This window comes from Mycobacterium sp. C31M (assembly GCF_053345865.1).
Genome location: NZ_JBKFAX010000021.1, coordinates 100464 through 117818, shown reverse-complemented (window position 1 = coordinate 117818; position 17355 = coordinate 100464). Strand labels below are relative to the sequence as shown.

Genomic DNA, 17355 nt, shown 5'->3' with positions numbered 1-17355 from the left:
GGCCGCCCCCAAACGCAGCCGCACCCGCGCACAATCACGCGCCTACCGCATCGCCCACGAACGCGCCCTCAACCGCGCCGACATCGAAGCCAACCCACCACCCTTCTAGGGCAAGGTCACACCCGAATGACGCTGGGCCCCAGAGCCTCATAGCGGTGCGCCTCGGTCGCCGTCAGTTCGGTGCCGGTGATGACCGTCTGGAAATCCGAAACATCGGCGAATCGGCAGAAGTGGGTCTCGCCGAATTTGGAGTGTGCGGCGACCAGCACGCGCCGACCCGCGACCCGCACCGCGGTCTGCTTCACCGCGGCGACCGCGGGGTCCGGGGTGGTGATCCCGTGCTCCACCGAAATGCCGTTGGTGCCGAGGAAGGCGATGTCGATGACCAAACTGCGCAACCGGTCCAGCGCCCATTCGTCGACCGTCGCCAGTGTGCGGCCGCGCATCCGGCCACCCAGCAGCAGCACAGTCACCGTCTCGCTGTGTGCCAGTGCCTCGGCGGCCAGCAGCGAGGCCGTCACCACTGTCAACTCCTGATCGGCGATCAACTGGGCGATCAGCCGGGGCGTGAAACCTTCGTCCAGGTAGACCGTTTCGGCCCCGTGCAGTTCGTTCGCCGCGGCTCCGGCGATGCGGTGCTTCTGCGCCAGGTCGATCTGGCTGCGGTAGGCCAGCCCCGACTCGAAGGCCGCGGTCTCCAGCGGGATTGCCCCGCCGTGAACACGCTTGAGTAGTCGTCGTCCCGCGAGAACCTTCAGGTCGCGACGGATGGTCTCCGTCGCGACCTGAAGTTCCTCGGCCAGTGCCGGCACCTCGACTCGCCCACGACTGCGGGCGAACTCGACGATCTGACGCTGGCGGCTATCTGAATCCACGGAGGACATTCTCCACCGGGGTGTCAGTCGCCCGCTGTCAGCACGGCCCGGATCTCCTCGGCGGTGGTCGCGGTGCGCAACTTCGCGACCTGCTCCTTGTCGAGGAACACGTGCGCGATCTTGGTCAACAGCGCCATATGGTCGTTGCCGGCCCCGGCGATACCCACCACGAACTCGGCGGGCTTGCCGTTCCAGTCGATCGGCTCGGGGTAGCGCACGAACGAGATCCCGGTCTTACGGATCGCGGTCTTGGCCTCGTTGGTGCCGTGCGGGATGGCCAGCCCGTTACCCATGTAGGTCGACACCGACTTCTCGCGCTCGTGCATCGCCCCGACATACGCCGGTTCGACCGAACCCGAGGCGACCAGCAGTGCACCGGCCTCATCGATGGCGGCGGAGGCGGTGCCACCGCTACCGTTCAACACGATCGAGGACAGTGGCAGCACGTCATCACCCGGTGCGTCGCTCGCCCCGCTGTCCTCGACGATGGTGTCGCCGCCGGCACCGTTGGTGCGCCGCAGCATCTCGACGATCTCGTCGTAGGCCGGTGTGTTCATGAAGTCCTCCACCGAGACATGCACCGCGGAACCTGTTCTCAGGCGTGCCCGGTCGGTCAGGTCGCGGTGGGTGACCACCACACCGTAGGTGTCGGTGAGGTTGGCGATCGACTGGTTGGTCACCTTCACATCACTGAACCCGGCCGCGTTGACCTTCTTGCGCAGCACCGACGCGCCCATCGCCGACGACCCCATGCCGGCATCGCAGGCGAACACGATGCTCGAGATCGGGCCGCCGCTGGTCAGCAGCCCCGCCACGCTGGACTTCTTGCCCTTCATCGCCTCCATCTCGGCGGTCGCCGCGCTCAGGTCGCCCTCATCGGCGGCCTTGTCGGTCTTGAGCAGGAACGCGGCCACCAGGAACGACACCGCTGCGGCACCGAACACCGACAGCGTGACACCGAGGAAGCTGCCGCTGGCGGTCTGCGCATAGACCGCGATGATTGATCCCGGTGCGGCGGGAGCGCGCAGGCCGGACCCGAACAACACGTTGATGAACACACCGGTCATACCGCCGAGGATGGTCGCGATGATCAGCTTCGGCTTCATCAGCACGTAGGGGAAGTAGATCTCGTGGATACCGCCGAAGAACTGGATGATGGCGGCACCGGGAGCCGAGGCGCGGGCCGCGCCCTTGCCGAAGAACATGAACGCCAACAGGAGTCCGAGGCCGGGGCCGGGATTGGCCTCCAGCAGGAACAGCACCGACTTGCCGGTTTCCAACGCCTGGGTGGTGCCCAGCGGGGTCAGGACACCGTGGTTGATGGCGTTGTTGAGGAACAGCACCTTGGCCGGTTCGATGAGGATCGAGGTCAGCGGCAGCAGGTTGTTCTCGACCAGGAAGTCGACGGCATTGCCGGCGGCGGTGGTGAACCCGGACACGATGGGTCCGATACCGAAGAACCCGAAGATGGCCAGCAGCATGCCCAGGATGCCCGCGGAGAAGTTGTCCACCAGCATCTCGAAGCCGGGCCGGATCTTGCCTTCCCACAGCGCATCCAACTTCTTCATGCACCAGCCACCCAACGGGCCCATGATCATGGCGCCCATGAACATCGGGACCTCGGCGCCGGTGATGACACCCATGGTGGCGATGGCGCCGACGACCGCACCGCGGTTACCGTGCACCATCCGGCCGCCGGTGTAGCCGATCAGCAGCGGCAGCAGGTAGGTGATCATCGGGCCGACGATCCCGGCGCCGTCGTAGTCTCCCCAGCCGCCGATCTGGGCGACCCAGCCGCCCGGATCCTTGAGGCCGGCGAAGATCGCCTGCAGCCAGCCCGCCTCGATGAACAGGGCGGTGATCAGACCCCAGGCGATGAATGCGCCGATGTTGGGCATGACCATGTTCGACAGCGCGGTGCCCAGTTTCTGCACCCGCACGCGTGCGCCCGTCCGTGGTGGCGCCTCGACTGTGGTGGACATCCGTTGACCTCCGGTTTCTGGGTGATGCGGGTCACATGCACATCTAGTAATACGCATACTCGGGCAGAAATGCAAGCAATTCGGGCGAAAACGGGCACTCAGATTTGTGGTTTTATGACCGGATTGCGACTACAGTGCTGAAGCAGCAGATCCCTGGAGTTGCCAGCCAACCGGAAGGACCGGCCCATGAAAGCCCTGCGTTTCTACGCCCCCGAGGACGTCCGCCTGGAAGATGTGCCGGAGCCGGACTGCGGACCCGACGAGGTGAAACTGCGGGTACGCAACTGCTCCACCTGCGGCACCGACGTCAAGATCTTCCACAACGGGCACCAGAACCTGACCCCGCCGCGCACCATCGGCCACGAGATCGCCGGCGAGATCGTCGAGGTCGGCGCCAACGTCAACGCCACCTACGGCAGCGACTGGGCCGAGGGCGACCGCGTCCAGGTCATCGCCGCCGTACCGTGCGGTGAGTGCCACGAGTGTCGCAAGGGCTGGATGGCGGTGTGCCAGAACCAGACCTCGATGGGCTACCAGTACGACGGCGGCTTCGCCGAGTACATGATCGTGCCCAAGCAGGTGCTCAAAGTTGATGGTCTGAACAAGATTCCGGACAATGTCGGATTCGACGAGGCGTCAGCGGCCGAACCGTTCGCCTGCGCCATCAACGCCCAGGAACTGCTCGGCATCGAGGAGGGTGACACCGTCGTCGTGTTCGGCGCCGGCCCCATCGGCTGCATGCACATCCGCATCGCCCGCGGTGTGCACAAATGTGGGCCCATCTACCTCGTCGACGTCAACGACGCCCGCCTGACGATGTCGGCCGACGCGGTGAACCCGGACGGGGTCATCAACGCCGCCGACGTCGACGTGGTCGAGAAGGTCATGGAGCTCACCGGCGGCCGCGGCGCAGATATCGTCATCACCGCCACCGCAGCCAACGTCGCCCAGGAACAGGCCATCGCGATGGCCGCCCGCAACGGCCGCATCTCGTTTTTCGGTGGTCTGCCCAAGACCGATCCGACGATCACCTGCGACTCCAATGTCGTGCACTACCGGCAGCTGCACATCCACGGTGCCAACGGGTCCGCCCCCGAGCACAACAAGCGTGCGCTGCAGTACATCTCGACCGGTCAGGTGCCGGTCAAGGATCTGATCACGCGGCACATCCCGCTCGACAATGTGCTCGACGCGTTCGAGATCGTCAAAAAGGGTGAGGCCATCAAGGTGACGGTGGAACCGGCGTCGGTGCCCGCCACCGTCTGATCAGGCTCCCACCGCGGCGATGTACCCCGCGATCCCGAGCACGCACGCCCCGGCGCACAACACAAGTGTGCCGAGGGCGTACGGCCACGCCCGGGAGCGGCGCACCAGCAACACGATCGTCAGTGTCGTGCCGGCAATCCACAGCAGGGCGGCCGCGATGAAGCCGGCGAACATCGCGCTGACCCCGGCATCGATATCGCATGTCTCGGGTGGGCAGTAGTCGGTGAACGCCATGAAGAAGATCCCGAAGAACGCGGCCACGCCACCGCCGCACACGGCCAGCAGCAGCGCCAGGATCGAGAACGCGAGATCGATACCTGAGACGGGGCGCTTGGTCACCGGAGGCGGGTAACCGGGATAGCTCATGGCGCAAGATCGTATGGCCTAACCTGTGGGGGATGCGGCACTACTACGGCCCCGACGCCATCCGCGCCGCCGAGGCTCCGTTGTTGGCCGCGCTGCCCGACGGGGTGCTGATGCGCCGGGCCGCCTACGGGCTGGCCAGCGTCATCGCCCGCGAGTTGCGCACCGTCACCGGACGTAGGATCTGCGCCGTCGTCGGCTCCGGCGACAACGGAGGTGACGCGCTCTGGGCGGCGACCTTCCTGCGCCGCCGCGGCGCCCAGGCCACCGCGGTGCTGCTCTCACCGGAGCGGACGCACCCGGCTGCGCTCAGCGCCTTCCGCAAGGCCGGTGGCCGCATCGTCGAGACCATCCCGGCGCCAATGGATCTGGTGATCGACGGTGTGGTCGGCATCTCCGGACGCGGACCGCTGCGGCCCGACGCGGCAGCCGTGTTCGCGGCCAACGCCGCACCGGTCGTCGCCGTCGACCTACCCAGTGGTGTGGACGCATTGACCGGCGCAGCCGACGGGCCGCACGTCAGCGCGGCGGTCACCGTCACCTTCGGCGGTTACAAACCCGTGCACGCCCTGGCCGACTGCGGCCGCGTCGAGCTCATCGACATCGGCCTGGACCTCGCGCCCTCGGATGTCCTCGGGCTGGAGCCAGGCGATTTCGACTGGCCGGTGCCCGGTCCGCACGATGACAAGTACACCCAGGGTGTCACCGGCATCCTGGCCGGTTCGGCGACCTACCCGGGTGCGGCCATCCTGAGCACTGGGGCGGCGGTCGCGGCGACGGCGGGCATGGTCCGCTACGCCGGCAGCGCCGCGCACGATGTCGTCATGCACTGGCCCGAGGTGGTCGCCACACCGGACACCGATACCGCGGGCCGAGTCCAGGCCTGGGTGGTCGGCCCCGGTCTGGGTACCGACGAAACCGCCTTGACGGCATTACGTTTCGCGCTGGAAACTGACCTTCCGGTGATCGTCGACGCCGACGCGCTGACCCTGCTGGCCGCCGACCCGGCCCTGGTTGCCGGGCGCAGTGCACCCACCGTGCTGACCCCGCATGCGGGGGAGTACCAGCGATTGGCCGGTGCGCCCGTCGGTGACGACCGCGTGGGCGCCGCCCGCCGGCTGGCCGACACGCTCGGGGCCACCGTGCTGTTGAAGGGTCATGTCACGGTGATCACCGATGACCGTGAGACCTACCTCAACCCGGCCGGTCAATCCTGGGCCGCCACCGCGGGATCCGGTGACGTGCTGTCCGGGATCATCGGCGCGCTGCTGGCCGCCGGCCGGGCTCCGGCGCAGGCCGCCGCCATGGCCGCCCACGTCCACGCCCGGGCTGCCGCGCTGGCCGCTGCGGATCCGGGACCGCGACCCGCACCCACCTCGGCGGGGGGAATCCTCGCCCACCTACGCACCGCCATCGCATCGCTGACACCGAAAGGGATATCTGTATGAGCCGCAAGCACAAGCCGCGCGCACCGCACATCTCGCCCGCCTACACCGGCAGGCTGTCGACCGACCCGGTGCCGGCGCTGCGGATGCCCGGCGAATCGATGGACCCGCAGGCCGCCTACCGCTACATCCACGATGAGCTGATGCTCGACGGTAGCTCCCGGCTGAACCTCGCGACCTTCGTCACGACGTGGATGGACCCCGAGGCCGAGAAGCTGATGGCCGAGACGTTCGACAAGAACATGATCGACAAGGACGAATACCCCGCGACGGCAGCCATCGAGGCGCGCTGCGTGGCCATGGTGGCCGACCTGTTCCACGCCGAGGATTTGCAGGACGACGACCCCAACACCGCCGTCGGCGTCTCCACCATCGGGTCCAGCGAGGCCGTCATGCTGGCCGGGCTGGCCATGAAATGGCGGTGGCGCGCCAAGGTGGGCGAGTGGAAGGGGCGCACCCCGAACCTGGTCATGGGTTCCAACGTGCAGGTGGTGTGGGAGAAGTTCTGCCGCTATTTCGATGTCGAACCGCGCTACCTACCGATGGGCGAGGATCGCTACGTCATCACCCCCGAGCAGGTGGTCGACGCCGTCGACGAGGACACCATCGGTGTGGTCGGCATCCTGGGCACCACCTACACCGGCGAACTGGAGCCCATCGCCGAGATCTGCGCGGCCCTGGACACGCTCGCCGCCGACGGCGGTGTCGACGTGCCGGTGCACGTGGACGCGGCCAGCGGCGGGTTCGTGGTGCCGTTCCTGCATCCCGATCTGGTGTGGGATTTCCGGCTGCCGCGGGTGGTATCGATCAACGTCAGCGGTCACAAGTACGGGCTGACGTATCCGGGTATCGGTTTTGTGGTGTGGCGCAACGCCGAACAGCTGCCCGAGGAGCTGGTGTTCCGGGTCAACTACCTGGGTGGGGACATGCCCACCTTCACCCTGAACTTCTCCCGGCCGGGCAATCAGGTCGTCGGCCAGTACTACAACTTCCTGCGGCTGGGCCGGGCCGGTTACTCGCAGGTGATGCACTGTCTGTCCGACACCGCCCGCTGGCTGGGCGATCAGCTCCGCGACAGCGAGCATTTTGAGCTGATCACCGACGGTTCGGCGATCCCGGTGGTCAGCTACCGGCTCAAGGGTGACCGCGGTTACACCGAGTTCGACGTCTCGCAGGCGCTGCGTGCCTACGGCTGGCAGGTGCCCGCCTACACGATGCCCGAGGGTGCCGAGGACGTGACGGTGCTGCGGGTGGTGGTCCGGGAGGGCTTCTCGGCCGATCTGGCGCGGGCGCTCAAGGATGACACGATCACCGTGATCGGCCATCTTGACCAGCTGAAACCCGGTGGCCATTTCGATCAGGTGCAGCCCTTCGCGCACTGAGGTTTCGCGGGGCATGACAAAATCGAGTTGATGCCCGCCACCGATCCGACCGGCCCCACCGCTGAGGTGGACCTCGACGCCATCGCGCACAACGTGCGGGTGCTGCGTCAGCATGCCGGGTCGGCGGCTGTGATGGCAGTGGTCAAGGCCGACGGGTACGGCCATGGCGCCGTCCCGGTCGCCCGGACCGCCCTGGCTGCCGGTGCCACCGACCTCGGTGTCGCGACCGTCGCCGAGGCGCTGGCCCTGCGCGCCGCCGGCATCACCGCCCCCGTGCTGGCCTGGCTGCATACACCGGGCACCGATTTCGCCCCCGCGCTGGCCGCCGATGTCCAGGTTGCCGTGTCCTCGCTGGCCCAGCTCGACGATCTGGTCGACGCGGCCCGGCGCACCGGTGTGACCGCGGTGACCACACTGAAGGTCGACACCGGCATGTCCCGCAACGGGGTGGTCGCCGCCGACCTCGCCAAGGTGCTGACCGCACTCGGACACGCGGTGGCCGAGGGGACCGTGCGCACCCGCGGCATCATGAGCCACCTCGCCAATGCCGACGACCCGGCGAACCCGGGCCCCACCGACCTGCAGGCGCAGCAGTTTGATGCCATGCGCGCGCAGGCCGAGGCCGCCGGCGTGCACTTCGAGATCGCGCACCTGTGCAGTTCACCCGGTGCGATGACCCGACCCGATCTGGCCTACGACATGATCCGGCCCGGTATCGCGATCTACGGTCAGACACCGGTGCCGGCCCTCGGGAATATGGGGCTGTGCCCGGCGATGACACTGAAATGCCCGGTGGCGCTGCTGCGTTCGATCAAGGCCGGAGACGGGGTGTCCTATGGACACACCTGGATCGCGCCGCGGGACACCACCCTGGCGCTGCTGCCGATCGGCTACGCCGACGGGATCTTCCGCACCCTGAGCGGACGCCTGGAGGTGTCCATCAACGGTCGGCGCCGACACAATGTAGGCCGGGTCTGTATGGACCAGTTCGTCGTCGATCTGGGCCCCGGCCCGGTCGACGTGAGCGTCGGCGATGAGGCAATCCTGTTCGGCCCCGGCGATTCCGGCGAGCCGACCACCCTGGACTGGGCCGATCTGCTCGGCACCATCAACTACGAGGTGGTCACCAGCCCGCGTGGTCGGGTCACCCGGGTGTACCGCGGCGGGAAGGGCTGATCCGTTGGCGGCCAAAGACTGGGCGGTGGCCCGCTGGCTGGCGGGCGTGGCCGGGTTGACCGCGGTCGGATCAGTGGCCGGGGTGTCCGTGGCGCGGGCGATCGCGCGCCGCGCCGAATCCGAGGATCCCTACGCGGGCGAGGATTTCACGCTGGTGCACGGCGACCGCAGCGTGGTGGTCACCACCGATGACGGGGTGCCGCTGGCGGTGCGCGAGTGCGGGCCGCCGGATGCCCCGCTGACCGTGGTGTTCGCCCACGGCTTCTGCCTTCGTATGGGCGCCTTTCACTTTCAGCGTGACCGACTGGCCCGGCAGTGGGGCGATCAGGTCCGGATGGTGTTCTACGACCAGCGCGGGCACGGTCTGTCCGGTGATGCTTCACCGGACACCTTCACGGTGCCGCAGCTGGGCCAGGATCTGGAATCCGTGCTGGCGGTGCTGGCCCCCAAGGGCCCGGTGGTGCTGGTCGGCCATTCCATGGGCGGTATGACCGTGCTGTCCCACGCCCGTCAGTATCCGCAGCGTTATCCCACCCGCATCGTCGGTGCGGCACTGATCTCCTCTGCGGCCGAGGGTGTTTCGCGATCACCGCTCGGTGAGATCCTTCGTAACCCGGCGTTGGAGGCGGCCCGGTTCGCGGTGCGCTACGCCCCGGGTCTGGTGCGCAGCGGCCGCGGAGTGGCGCGCTCGATCATCGGGCCGGTGCTGCGGGCAGCGTCCTACGGCAACGAGGACATCAGCCCCAGCGTGGTCGCGTTCAGCGAATCCATGATGCATGACACCCCGGTGCACACCCTGGTCGGCTTCCTGCACGCCCTGGAGGTGCACGACGAAACCGAGGGCCTGGAGACGCTGGCCAAGATCCCGACCCTGGTCGCCTGCGGTGACCGGGATCTGCTGACACCCCTGGAGTATTCGCAGGAGATGGCCGATGTGCTGCCGAAGTGTGAGTTGCTGGTGGTGCACGGCGCCGGGCACCTGGTGCAGCTCGAACAGCCGGAAGTCATCGACGATGCGCTGGTACGTCTGGTCGAGAAGGCCACCCCGTCCAAGCTGGTGGCGTTGACCCGCCGGCTCAGGGAACGGGCCCGGCATGGCTGAGCGGGCGGGCGGGACCGCGTCGCTGGCGACCCCCGAGGACACGGTCGCCCTCGGCGCCCGGTTGGGGCAGGGGCTGCGCGCCGGTGACGTGGTGGTGCTGTCCGGTCCGCTGGGAGCAGGAAAGACCATGCTGACCAAGGGAATCGCGCAGGCGATGGATGTCGACGGCCCGGTCACCTCGCCGACCTATGTGCTGGCACGTGTACATCCGGCCCGCCGCGACGGTGCGCCCGCGCTGGTGCACGTCGACATCTACCGACTGCTCGACCACGGCGGCGACCTGCTCGGCGAGCTCGACTCGCTGGACCTGGACACCGACCTCGACGACGCGGTGGTGGTCGTCGAGTGGGGCGAAGGTCTGGCCGAACGACTGTCCGATCATCATCTCGACGTGCACCTGGACCGCGACCCCGATTCCGAGATGCGTACGGCGAGTTGGCAATGGAGCACGGTGCAATGACGCTGGTACTGGCCATCGACACGGCGACCCCTGCGGTCACCGCGGGCATCGTGACCGTCGCCGATACGATCACCACACTGGCCGAGAAGACCATCGTCGACCCCCGTGCGCACGCCGAGCGGCTCACCCCGAACGTGGTTGCCGCACTTGCCGACAGCGGTCACAGCATGGCCGATCTGCAGGCTGTGGTGGTGGGCTGCGGGCCGGGGCCGTTCACCGGCCTGCGGGTCGGGATGGCCACCGCGGCGGCCTACGGGCACGCGTTGGGAATCCCGGTGTTCGGGGTGTGCACGCTGGACGCCATCGGCGGCGCCACCATGGGCGAGGTGCTGGTGGTCACCGATGCGCGCCGCCGTGAGGTGTACTGGGCCCGCTACCGCGACGGGGTGCGGATCGCCGGACCGGATGTCAGCGCGCCGGCGGATGTGGACACCACCGGGGTGGAGCGCGTTGCCGGATCGCCGTCACATGCCGGGTTGTTCGGGCTGCCGGTGATCGGCCCGGAATATCCGACTGCGGCCGAACTGGCTGCCGCAGTGGCGGACTGGACAGTCGTACCGGAGCCGCTGATCCCGCTGTACCTGCGCCGCCCGGATGCGAAATCGCTGGCCGAACGCGGGTTGGCGTGACCGGAACCGAACATACGATGATCGACAAGCTGACCAAGGCCGACGCGGCGCGCTGTGCCGAGTTGGAGGCCCAGCTGTTCGCCGGTGACGACCCCTGGCCACCGGCCGCGTTCGTGCACGGTATCGCGGCCAGGCACAACCACTACATCGCCGCCCGCGAAGACGGTCGGCTGGTCGGCTACGCCGGCATCTCGCGGCTCGGGCGCATCCCGCCGTACGAATACGAGGTGCACACCATCGGTGTCGACCCGGCCTGCCAGGGTCGCGGCATCGGCCGGCTGTTGCTCGACGATCTGCTCGAATTCGCCCAGCGCGGTGAGGTTTTTCTGGAAGTGCGCACCGACAACGACGCCGCGATCGGCCTGTACGAGAGCGTCGGCTTCGTCCGGGTCGGAATCCGCAAGCGGTACTACAAGGTCAGCGGCGCCGACGCCTACACCATGAAACGGGACCGGACATGATCATCCTGGCCATCGAAAGTTCCTGTGACGAAACCGGAGTCGGTATCGCCCGGCTGGCAGACGGCACCGTCACGCTGCTGGCCGACGAGGTCGCCTCCAGCGTCGACGAGCACGCCCGCTTCGGTGGCGTCGTCCCCGAAATCGCGTCCCGCGCACACCTGGAGGCACTGGGCCCGACCATGCGCCGCGCACTGGACGCCGCCGGGGTGGCCAAACCCGATGTGGTGGCCGCGACCATCGGCCCCGGTCTGGCCGGCGCACTGCTGGTCGGTGTCGCCGCCGCGAAGGCCTACGCCGCGGCCTGGGAGGTGCCGTTCTACGCCGTCAACCACCTCGGCGGGCACCTGGCCGCCGACGTGTACGACCACGGCCCGCTGCCCGAATGTGTCGGGCTGCTGGTCTCGGGCGGGCACACCGAACTGCTGCACGTCCGGTCACTCGGCGAGCCGATCGTCGAACTCGGCAGCACCGTCGACGACGCGGCGGGCGAGGCCTACGACAAGGTTGCCCGCCTGCTCGGGCTCGGCTATCCGGGCGGCAAACCGCTGGATGACCTGGCGCGCACCGGCGATCCGGGTGCCATCGTGTTCCCACGCGGGATGACCGGCCCGCGCGACGCCCCGTATGCCTTCAGCTTCTCCGGGCTCAAGACCGCTGTCGCGCGGCATCTGGAGAAGAATCCGGACGCCCCGCGGGCCGATGTCGCCGCCGGGTTCCAGGAGGCCGTCGCCGATGTGCTGACCGCCAAATCGGTGCGGGCCGCCGCCGATCTCGGGGTGTCCACGTTGCTGATCGCCGGTGGTGTGGCCGCCAACTCCCGGGTCCGCGACCTGGCCGAACAGCGCTGCGCGGCGGCCGGTTTGACACTACGGGTGCCGCGGCCACGGCTGTGCACCGACAACGGCGCGATGATCGCCTCGTTTGCCGCGCACCTGATCGATGCCGGGGCACCGCCGTCGGCGCTCGAGGCCGCCAGCAACCCGGGCTTACCGGTCGTGCAGGGTCAGGTCGCGTGAGCGCCGGAGCGAGTGCGGAGGCGACCATGAGTAGAGCCGAGATCACCGAGCTGCTCCACCGCTATGCCGAGCTGATCGACGCCGGTGATTTCGACGGTGTCGGACAGCTGCTCGGCCGCGGCAACTTCATGGGTGTCGCCGGCGCCGAGGCGATCGCCGGGCTGTTCGCCAAGACCACGCGGCGCTTTCCTGAGCACGGCAACCGGACCCGCACCCGGCATCTGGTGCTCAATCCGATCGTGGACATCGACGGCGATACCGCCCGGGCCCGCTCGACCTTCTGCGTCGTGCAGCAGACCGACAGGGTGCCGTTGCAGCCCATCGTTGTCGGCCGCTACGACGACAGTTTCGTCCGCGATGCCGACGGCTGGTATTTCACCGAGCGCAAGGTCGATGTCGAGATGGTCGGGGATGTATCCGACCACCTGCTGATCGATCCGCGCTCGTTCACGTAGGTTGCAACTCATTGAGGTGATGCACCCGCACGGGTTCTTCAATGACAACCCGGTGAGGTCCTCCGATCAGCTTGATCCGGTACAGCTGCCGTTCACGTCGGTGCTCTCGGGTGCGGAATGGCGAAGTTGGCGGTTGGCGGCCAAGCGCCTGGTGATCGGCGGGGGAGCCGGGGACGACGAACTGGTCCGGGCGCTGGCCGAGGAGCTCGGTCATGACGTCACCGTCGGTCGGGGTGATGTGGCCGGGGTGCTCGGTCACCGGTTCGCGGTGGCGTTCGGACTCGTCGTCCTGGCGAGCGCGGCGTCTGACACATCCCAGCCTTGAGTGCTAGCACTCGCGTGTATAGAGTGCTAGGTGGCACGCGGCCAAACCCGGCGCCGGCACCCGCGACGACGGTGCGAGGGCTCGGACGCATGCCGAACACCTGGTAACCACCGGTCCCGGAGCAATCCAGGACTCACACCCAACTAAGTGGAGGGCTCCATCGTGGCAGTCAACATCAAGCCACTCGAGGACAAGATCCTCGTTCAGGCCAACGAGGCCGAGACCACGACCGCTTCCGGTCTGGTCATCCCGGACACCGCCAAGGAAAAGCCGCAGGAAGGCACCGTCGTCGCAGTTGGCCCCGGCCGCTGGGATGAGGATGGCGAGAAGCGGATCCCCCTGGACGTTGCCGAGGGTGACACCGTCATCTACAGCAAGTACGGCGGCACCGAGATCAAGTACGGCGGCGAGGAGTACCTGATCCTCTCCGCGCGTGACGTGCTGGCAGTCGTCAACAAGTAAGCCTTTGTCCACCGCCCCGGAAGTCCCCGTATTGGGTGACGTCCGGGGCGGTGTGCATTGCCCCACCCCGGGGCGAGCGAAGCGACGGGGATCAACAGAAGGACATTTATGAGCAAGCAGATTGAATTCAACGAAACTGCGCGCCGTGCCATGGAGGCCGGCGTAGACAAGCTCGCCGATGCCGTCCGCGTCACCCTCGGCCCGCGTGGCCGCCACGTGGTGCTGGCCAAGGCGTTCGGCGGACCGGTCGTGACCAACGACGGTGTCACCATCGCCCGCGAGATCGACCTGGAGGACCCGTTCGAGAACCTGGGTGCCCAGCTGGTCAAGTCGGTCGCCACCAAGACCAACGATGTCGCCGGTGACGGCACCACCACCGCGACCGTGCTCGCGCAGGCCATCGTGAAGGCCGGCCTGCGCAACGTGGCCGCCGGTGCCAACCCCATCGCGCTCGGTGCGGGTATCAGCAAGGCCGCCGACGCCGTGTCGGAGGCGCTGCTGGCCGCCGCCAAGCCGGTCAGCGACAAGACCGCCATCGCGCAGGTCGCCACCGTCTCTTCGCGCGACGAGCTGGTCGGCGAGCTGGTCGGCGAGGCCATGACCACCGTCGGCGCCGACGGTGTGGTCACCGTCGAGGAGTCCTCCACGCTGGAGACGCTGCTCGAGGTCACCGAGGGTGTCGGCTTCGACAAGGGCTTCGTCTCGGCGTACTTCATCAACGACTTCGACGCCCAGGAAGCGGTGCTCGAGGATGCGCTGGTGCTGCTGCACCGCGACAAGATCAGCTCGCTGCCCGACCTGCTGCCGCTGCTGGAGAAGGTCGCCGAGTCCGGCAAGCCGCTGCTGATCATCGCCGAGGACGTCGAGGGGGAGGCGCTGTCGACGCTGGTCGTCAACGCCATCCGTAAGACGCTCAAGGCCGTTGCGGTGAAGGCGCCGTTCTTCGGTGACCGTCGCAAGGCGTTCCTGGACGATCTCGCCGTGGTCACCGCCGCCCAGGTGGTCAACCCCGATGTGGGTCTGGTGCTGCGCGAGGCCGGCCTCGAGGTGCTGGGCTCGGCCCGGCGCGTTGTGGTCACCAAGGACAGCACCGTGATCGTCGACGGCGCGGGTACCCAGGAGGCCATCGAGGCCCGCAAGGCGCAGCTGCGCAGCGAGATCGAGAACACCGACTCGGACTGGGACCGCGAGAAGCTCGAAGAGCGCCTCGCCAAGCTGTCCGGCGGTGTCGCGGTCATCAAGGTCGGTGCGGCCACCGAGACCGACCTGAAGAAGCGCAAGGAAGCCGTCGAGGACGCCGTGTCGGCGGCCAAGGCAGCCGTCGAAGAGGGCATTGTCATCGGCGGCGGTTCCGCGCTGGTGCAGGCCCGCAAGGGGCTCGACGAGCTGCGCGGCTCGCTGACCGGCGACGAGCTGATCGGCCTCGAGGTGTTCGCCTCGGCGCTGTCGGCCCCGTTGTACTGGATCGCCACCAACGCCGGGCTCGACGGCGCGGTGGTGGTCAGCAAGGTCGGTGAACTGCCAGACGGGCAGGGCTTCAACGCCGCCACGCTGACCTACGGTGATCTGCTCGCCGATGGCATCGTCGACCCGGCCAAGGTGACCCGCTCCGCAGTGCTGAACGCCGCGTCGGTCGCTCGCATGGTGCTCACCACCGAGACGGCGGTTGTCGAGCGGGTAAGCCAGGATGAAGATGACCACGCCGGTCACGGACATCACGGCCACGCTCACTAGTTAGAACACCCGAGACACCCCCGGTTCCGCTCCGAGCGGCCGGGGGTGTTTTCGTGTACCTGGAGTTGTCGGACCCCGGTTGTAGCGTGATTCTCGCTTTGATCTATCGCCGTCGACCGAGTGGGAGAGCGCCGTGACCGCACAAGGGTTACACAAAGATCTGGGACACCTGCCACGGGGCGCGGTCGTCCGCGTCCACATCAAAGGGACCGGGCCGAACGTTCGGCTGTTCAACAACTCCAACTATCGGGAGTACATCGCGGGTCGGTGGGATCGGGCCAAAGGGCACAACTACCGTCCTACGCGGTCGCCGGTGGACATTCCCATCCCCCGTGGGGATCACTGGCATCTCGTTGTCGACTTCGTAGGTCTCCGTGGCCGCGCCGAGGTCACACACCAGGTGCTCAATCCCACGGGCTAATTCCGTGTCCGTGGTCTCTCGTACCGCATAGGTCCGGGGGTCACATGCTGACCATCGACGGAGAGCACACCGAACCCGTGCTGGCTGTTCTTCGGTAGGTCGCTGCGTCTCTTGGCGGCAGCCAGGTTGCCTACTTCCATCCCGGTCAGTGTCGAACTGACCTTGCCGCCGTATCCCTTGGTCTCCGAGATGACCCCGAGCCGGTACGTGCCTCCCATGACAACCGACACGCCGGCCTTGCGGGCTGTGTGCATCGCGTTGTTGCCCGCTATCTGGGACTGTGTGGCATCGTCGGTTGGCCGGCCGATGCTGACCCATCCCGGCGCGATGTCGTAGAACTCGGGGAGCTGGTCCACTTCGTGATCCCCTACGCTGCCGCCGTGGACGCCGATACGCCCCGCGTACACCTCTCGAAGGCAGTCCAACAGTTCCGGCGATGACTCCGTGCAGACGATCTCGTCGGGCCGGATCTCGGTTACGGACTCCGCAAGCCACGCCAGCACCCGCGTATCTGCCTTCGGTCCGACCGCACCTGTAATCAGAACAGTTCGATTAGTCATCGGCCCAGCGTAGATACTTGACATCGTACGAAAACCGCAGGGCTGCAACGACAGTTAGCCGCCTCGACTGACAGATGTGTTGATCGTTGCGCTGTCCGTCGTGTGTTCGAACTGGGCGACCAGCTTCCGTGCTAGTGGTGTGGCTGTTCCGCCTTCACGCTTACCGGGCTGAGGCTTGGTCAGGTACTTCCCGTCCTCGCGAGCTTTCATAACATGTCCCTTGACCGTCTCGGGTTTTCCTCCGATGGCACGGGCAAGCGTGGCGACAAACGGCGGTCTGCCACGCTCCACAACCTCCTCATACGCGACCGCCAGGTGTGCTAGGTATTCCGGCGTGATCTTGCCCTCAGCCGCCTCGTGTGCAGCTCTAAGGGCTTGCAGCGTCGGTGCCGTCGTCGGAACCGATAGGCGATGTTCGTAGGGCCGTAGCCGGGAAATGATCATGTTGCTGGCCTCGCGGACGGTATCCGAGGTCAGTTTGTTGTCGCCGGTCGCTCTGATGATCGCCTCTACGGGCTTGTCGCCCTCGCGAATCAATTCGACTTCCCACGGCGGTCCCAGCTTCTCAGATTCCCTCATGTCGACCAGCGTAGTTCATCGCGCTGGTACGACACAATAGAACGACGATTGACACGATGATCGAACCGTCGTACTGTCGCACTCGTCCGAAACGACGAACACGAAACAAAGTTCTCCGCAGGAGTCAGCCGGTAGCCCGGTCAGAGTCGCCCGTCAGAGGGGCATCGGTTCCGCGTCTCGGCTGGCGCGGAACGCAAAGCAAGCGCGGACGGTAGCTACTCCGTGCAGTTCTGCGAAACGTGTTCGTCTGAACGGCAATCAACCAAAAGCCATAGGAGGCAATGAAAATGAATGCAGCAGTGACCAGCTACACGATGTCAGAAGAAGCCAAGCAACTCGCAGAGCTGGCCGAACTCAACGGCTGGGAGTTCGAGGACATAGAACTCGACACGGACCTCGGATCGGACTACACCCGTGTGAGTTACACCCACGGCGACTACACGATGCAGTGGTTCGCATCGGGGGAGGCGCAGCCGACGTTGTTCAACAACTCGACGTGCGTGGAACTGGAGGTCGTCTCGGTGAAGAACGCACGGGAAGCCTTCCGCTGGATCTTCTGACCTACCCGATGTGAGATGCCGCCCGTGTTCGGCGGGCGGCACTCCCAACCCTTCAACTATCAACGGAGATAACGATTTTGATTGACTGCCTGTCCTGCACCG

The 17355-nt window shown here is 67.0% G+C and carries 20 protein-coding genes; 15 read left to right on the top strand and 5 right to left on the bottom strand.

Features of this window, described 5'->3' with window-relative positions; translation table 11 throughout:
* Positions 1-116 precede the first annotated feature (116 nt).
* Positions 117-875, bottom strand: coding sequence for a DeoR/GlpR family DNA-binding transcription regulator (locus tag ACLBYA_RS26890; RefSeq protein ID WP_447712520.1), 759 nt, complete (start codon positions 873-875; stop codon positions 117-119).
* A gap of 23 nt (positions 876-898) precedes the next feature.
* Positions 899-2857: a PTS mannitol transporter subunit IICBA gene (locus ACLBYA_RS26885; RefSeq protein ID WP_447712519.1), complete on the bottom strand. Its 1959-nt coding sequence runs from the start codon at positions 2855-2857 to the stop codon at positions 899-901.
* A 186-nt stretch (positions 2858-3043) separates the two neighbouring features.
* Here ACLBYA_RS26885 and ACLBYA_RS26880 point away from each other — a divergent pair, with 186 nt between their 5' ends.
* Positions 3044-4123, top strand: coding sequence for a zinc-dependent dehydrogenase (locus tag ACLBYA_RS26880; RefSeq protein ID WP_447712518.1), 1080 nt, complete (start codon positions 3044-3046; stop codon positions 4121-4123).
* Here ACLBYA_RS26880 and ACLBYA_RS26875 read toward each other — a convergent pair whose 3' ends face one another.
* Entirely contained in the window at positions 4124-4489 is a 366-nt protein-coding gene (locus ACLBYA_RS26875) for a hypothetical protein (protein ID WP_447712517.1), read from the bottom strand.
* A 32-nt stretch (positions 4490-4521) separates the two neighbouring features.
* On the opposite strand from ACLBYA_RS26875, the gene ACLBYA_RS26870 reads away from it, so the two are divergent.
* From ACLBYA_RS26870 to ACLBYA_RS26810, 13 genes are all read left to right on the top strand, one after another.
* Positions 4522-5934 (top strand): NAD(P)H-hydrate dehydratase, encoded by a 1413-nt coding sequence (locus tag ACLBYA_RS26870; RefSeq protein ID WP_447712516.1) that lies wholly within the window; start codon positions 4522-4524, stop codon positions 5932-5934.
* Positions 5931-7313 carry a glutamate decarboxylase gene (locus ACLBYA_RS26865; RefSeq protein ID WP_447712515.1) on the top strand — a complete coding sequence of 461 codons (1383 nt, stop codon included), beginning with the start codon at positions 5931-5933 and terminating at the stop codon, positions 7311-7313. The genes ACLBYA_RS26870 and ACLBYA_RS26865 overlap by 4 nt, the downstream gene beginning before the upstream one ends.
* A 30-nt stretch (positions 7314-7343) precedes the next feature.
* The gene (gene alr / locus ACLBYA_RS26860) at positions 7344-8489 is read left to right on the top strand and encodes an alanine racemase (RefSeq protein ID WP_447712514.1); all 1146 of its coding nucleotides are present in this window, start codon (positions 7344-7346) and stop codon (positions 8487-8489) included.
* 4 nt (positions 8490-8493) lie between these two features.
* The gene (locus ACLBYA_RS26855; RefSeq protein WP_447712513.1) at positions 8494-9591 is read left to right on the top strand and encodes an alpha/beta fold hydrolase; all 1098 of its coding nucleotides are present in this window, start codon (positions 8494-8496) and stop codon (positions 9589-9591) included.
* Positions 9584-10051, top strand: coding sequence for a tRNA (adenosine(37)-N6)-threonylcarbamoyltransferase complex ATPase subunit type 1 TsaE (gene tsaE, locus ACLBYA_RS26850; RefSeq protein WP_447712512.1), 468 nt, complete (start codon positions 9584-9586; stop codon positions 10049-10051). Before ACLBYA_RS26855 ends, tsaE begins: the two co-directional genes overlap by 8 nt.
* Positions 10048-10680 (top strand): tRNA (adenosine(37)-N6)-threonylcarbamoyltransferase complex dimerization subunit type 1 TsaB, encoded by a 633-nt coding sequence (gene tsaB, locus ACLBYA_RS26845; RefSeq protein WP_447712511.1) that lies wholly within the window; start codon positions 10048-10050, stop codon positions 10678-10680. The genes tsaE and tsaB overlap by 4 nt, the downstream gene beginning before the upstream one ends.
* 17 nt (positions 10681-10697) lie before the next feature.
* Positions 10698-11141, top strand: a complete 444-nt coding sequence (gene rimI / locus ACLBYA_RS26840; protein WP_447712526.1) for a ribosomal protein S18-alanine N-acetyltransferase — start codon at positions 10698-10700, stop codon at positions 11139-11141.
* The gene (gene tsaD, locus ACLBYA_RS26835; RefSeq protein WP_447712510.1) at positions 11138-12157 is read left to right on the top strand and encodes a tRNA (adenosine(37)-N6)-threonylcarbamoyltransferase complex transferase subunit TsaD; all 1020 of its coding nucleotides are present in this window, start codon (positions 11138-11140) and stop codon (positions 12155-12157) included. Before rimI ends, tsaD begins: the two co-directional genes overlap by 4 nt.
* A 26-nt stretch (positions 12158-12183) precedes the next feature.
* Positions 12184-12612: a nuclear transport factor 2 family protein gene (locus ACLBYA_RS26830; protein ID WP_447712509.1), complete on the top strand. Its 429-nt coding sequence runs from the start codon at positions 12184-12186 to the stop codon at positions 12610-12612.
* 52 nt (positions 12613-12664) lie between these two features.
* Positions 12665-12937: a diol dehydratase reactivase ATPase-like domain-containing protein gene (locus ACLBYA_RS26825; protein ID WP_447712508.1), complete on the top strand. Its 273-nt coding sequence runs from the start codon at positions 12665-12667 to the stop codon at positions 12935-12937.
* 159 nt (positions 12938-13096) lie between these two features.
* The gene (gene groES / locus ACLBYA_RS26820) at positions 13097-13399 is read left to right on the top strand and encodes a co-chaperone GroES (RefSeq protein ID WP_036421278.1); all 303 of its coding nucleotides are present in this window, start codon (positions 13097-13099) and stop codon (positions 13397-13399) included.
* 108 nt (positions 13400-13507) lie between these two features.
* Entirely contained in the window at positions 13508-15133 is a 1626-nt protein-coding gene (gene groL / locus ACLBYA_RS26815) for a chaperonin GroEL (protein WP_447712507.1), read from the top strand.
* 133 nt (positions 15134-15266) lie between these two features.
* Positions 15267-15554 carry a DUF1883 domain-containing protein gene (locus tag ACLBYA_RS26810; RefSeq protein WP_447712506.1) on the top strand — a complete coding sequence of 96 codons (288 nt, stop codon included), beginning with the start codon at positions 15267-15269 and terminating at the stop codon, positions 15552-15554.
* On the opposite strand, the gene ACLBYA_RS26805 is transcribed toward ACLBYA_RS26810, so the two are convergent.
* Both ACLBYA_RS26805 and ACLBYA_RS26800 read right to left on the bottom strand, forming a co-directional pair.
* Positions 15551-16114, bottom strand: a complete 564-nt coding sequence (locus ACLBYA_RS26805) for a hypothetical protein (protein WP_447712505.1) — start codon at positions 16112-16114, stop codon at positions 15551-15553. The two genes, ACLBYA_RS26810 and ACLBYA_RS26805, sit on opposite strands and share 4 nt — an antisense overlap.
* A 54-nt stretch (positions 16115-16168) precedes the next feature.
* Complete coding sequence (locus tag ACLBYA_RS26800) at positions 16169-16693, bottom strand: hypothetical protein (protein ID WP_447712504.1); 525 nt, start codon at positions 16691-16693, stop codon at positions 16169-16171.
* A gap of 287 nt (positions 16694-16980) precedes the next feature.
* Between ACLBYA_RS26800 and ACLBYA_RS26795 the strand changes: the two genes are divergently transcribed.
* A complete protein-coding gene (locus ACLBYA_RS26795) occupies positions 16981-17253 on the top strand; it encodes a hypothetical protein (RefSeq protein ID WP_447712503.1) in 273 nt (90 codons plus the stop codon).
* Positions 17254-17355: the final 102 nt, after the last annotated feature.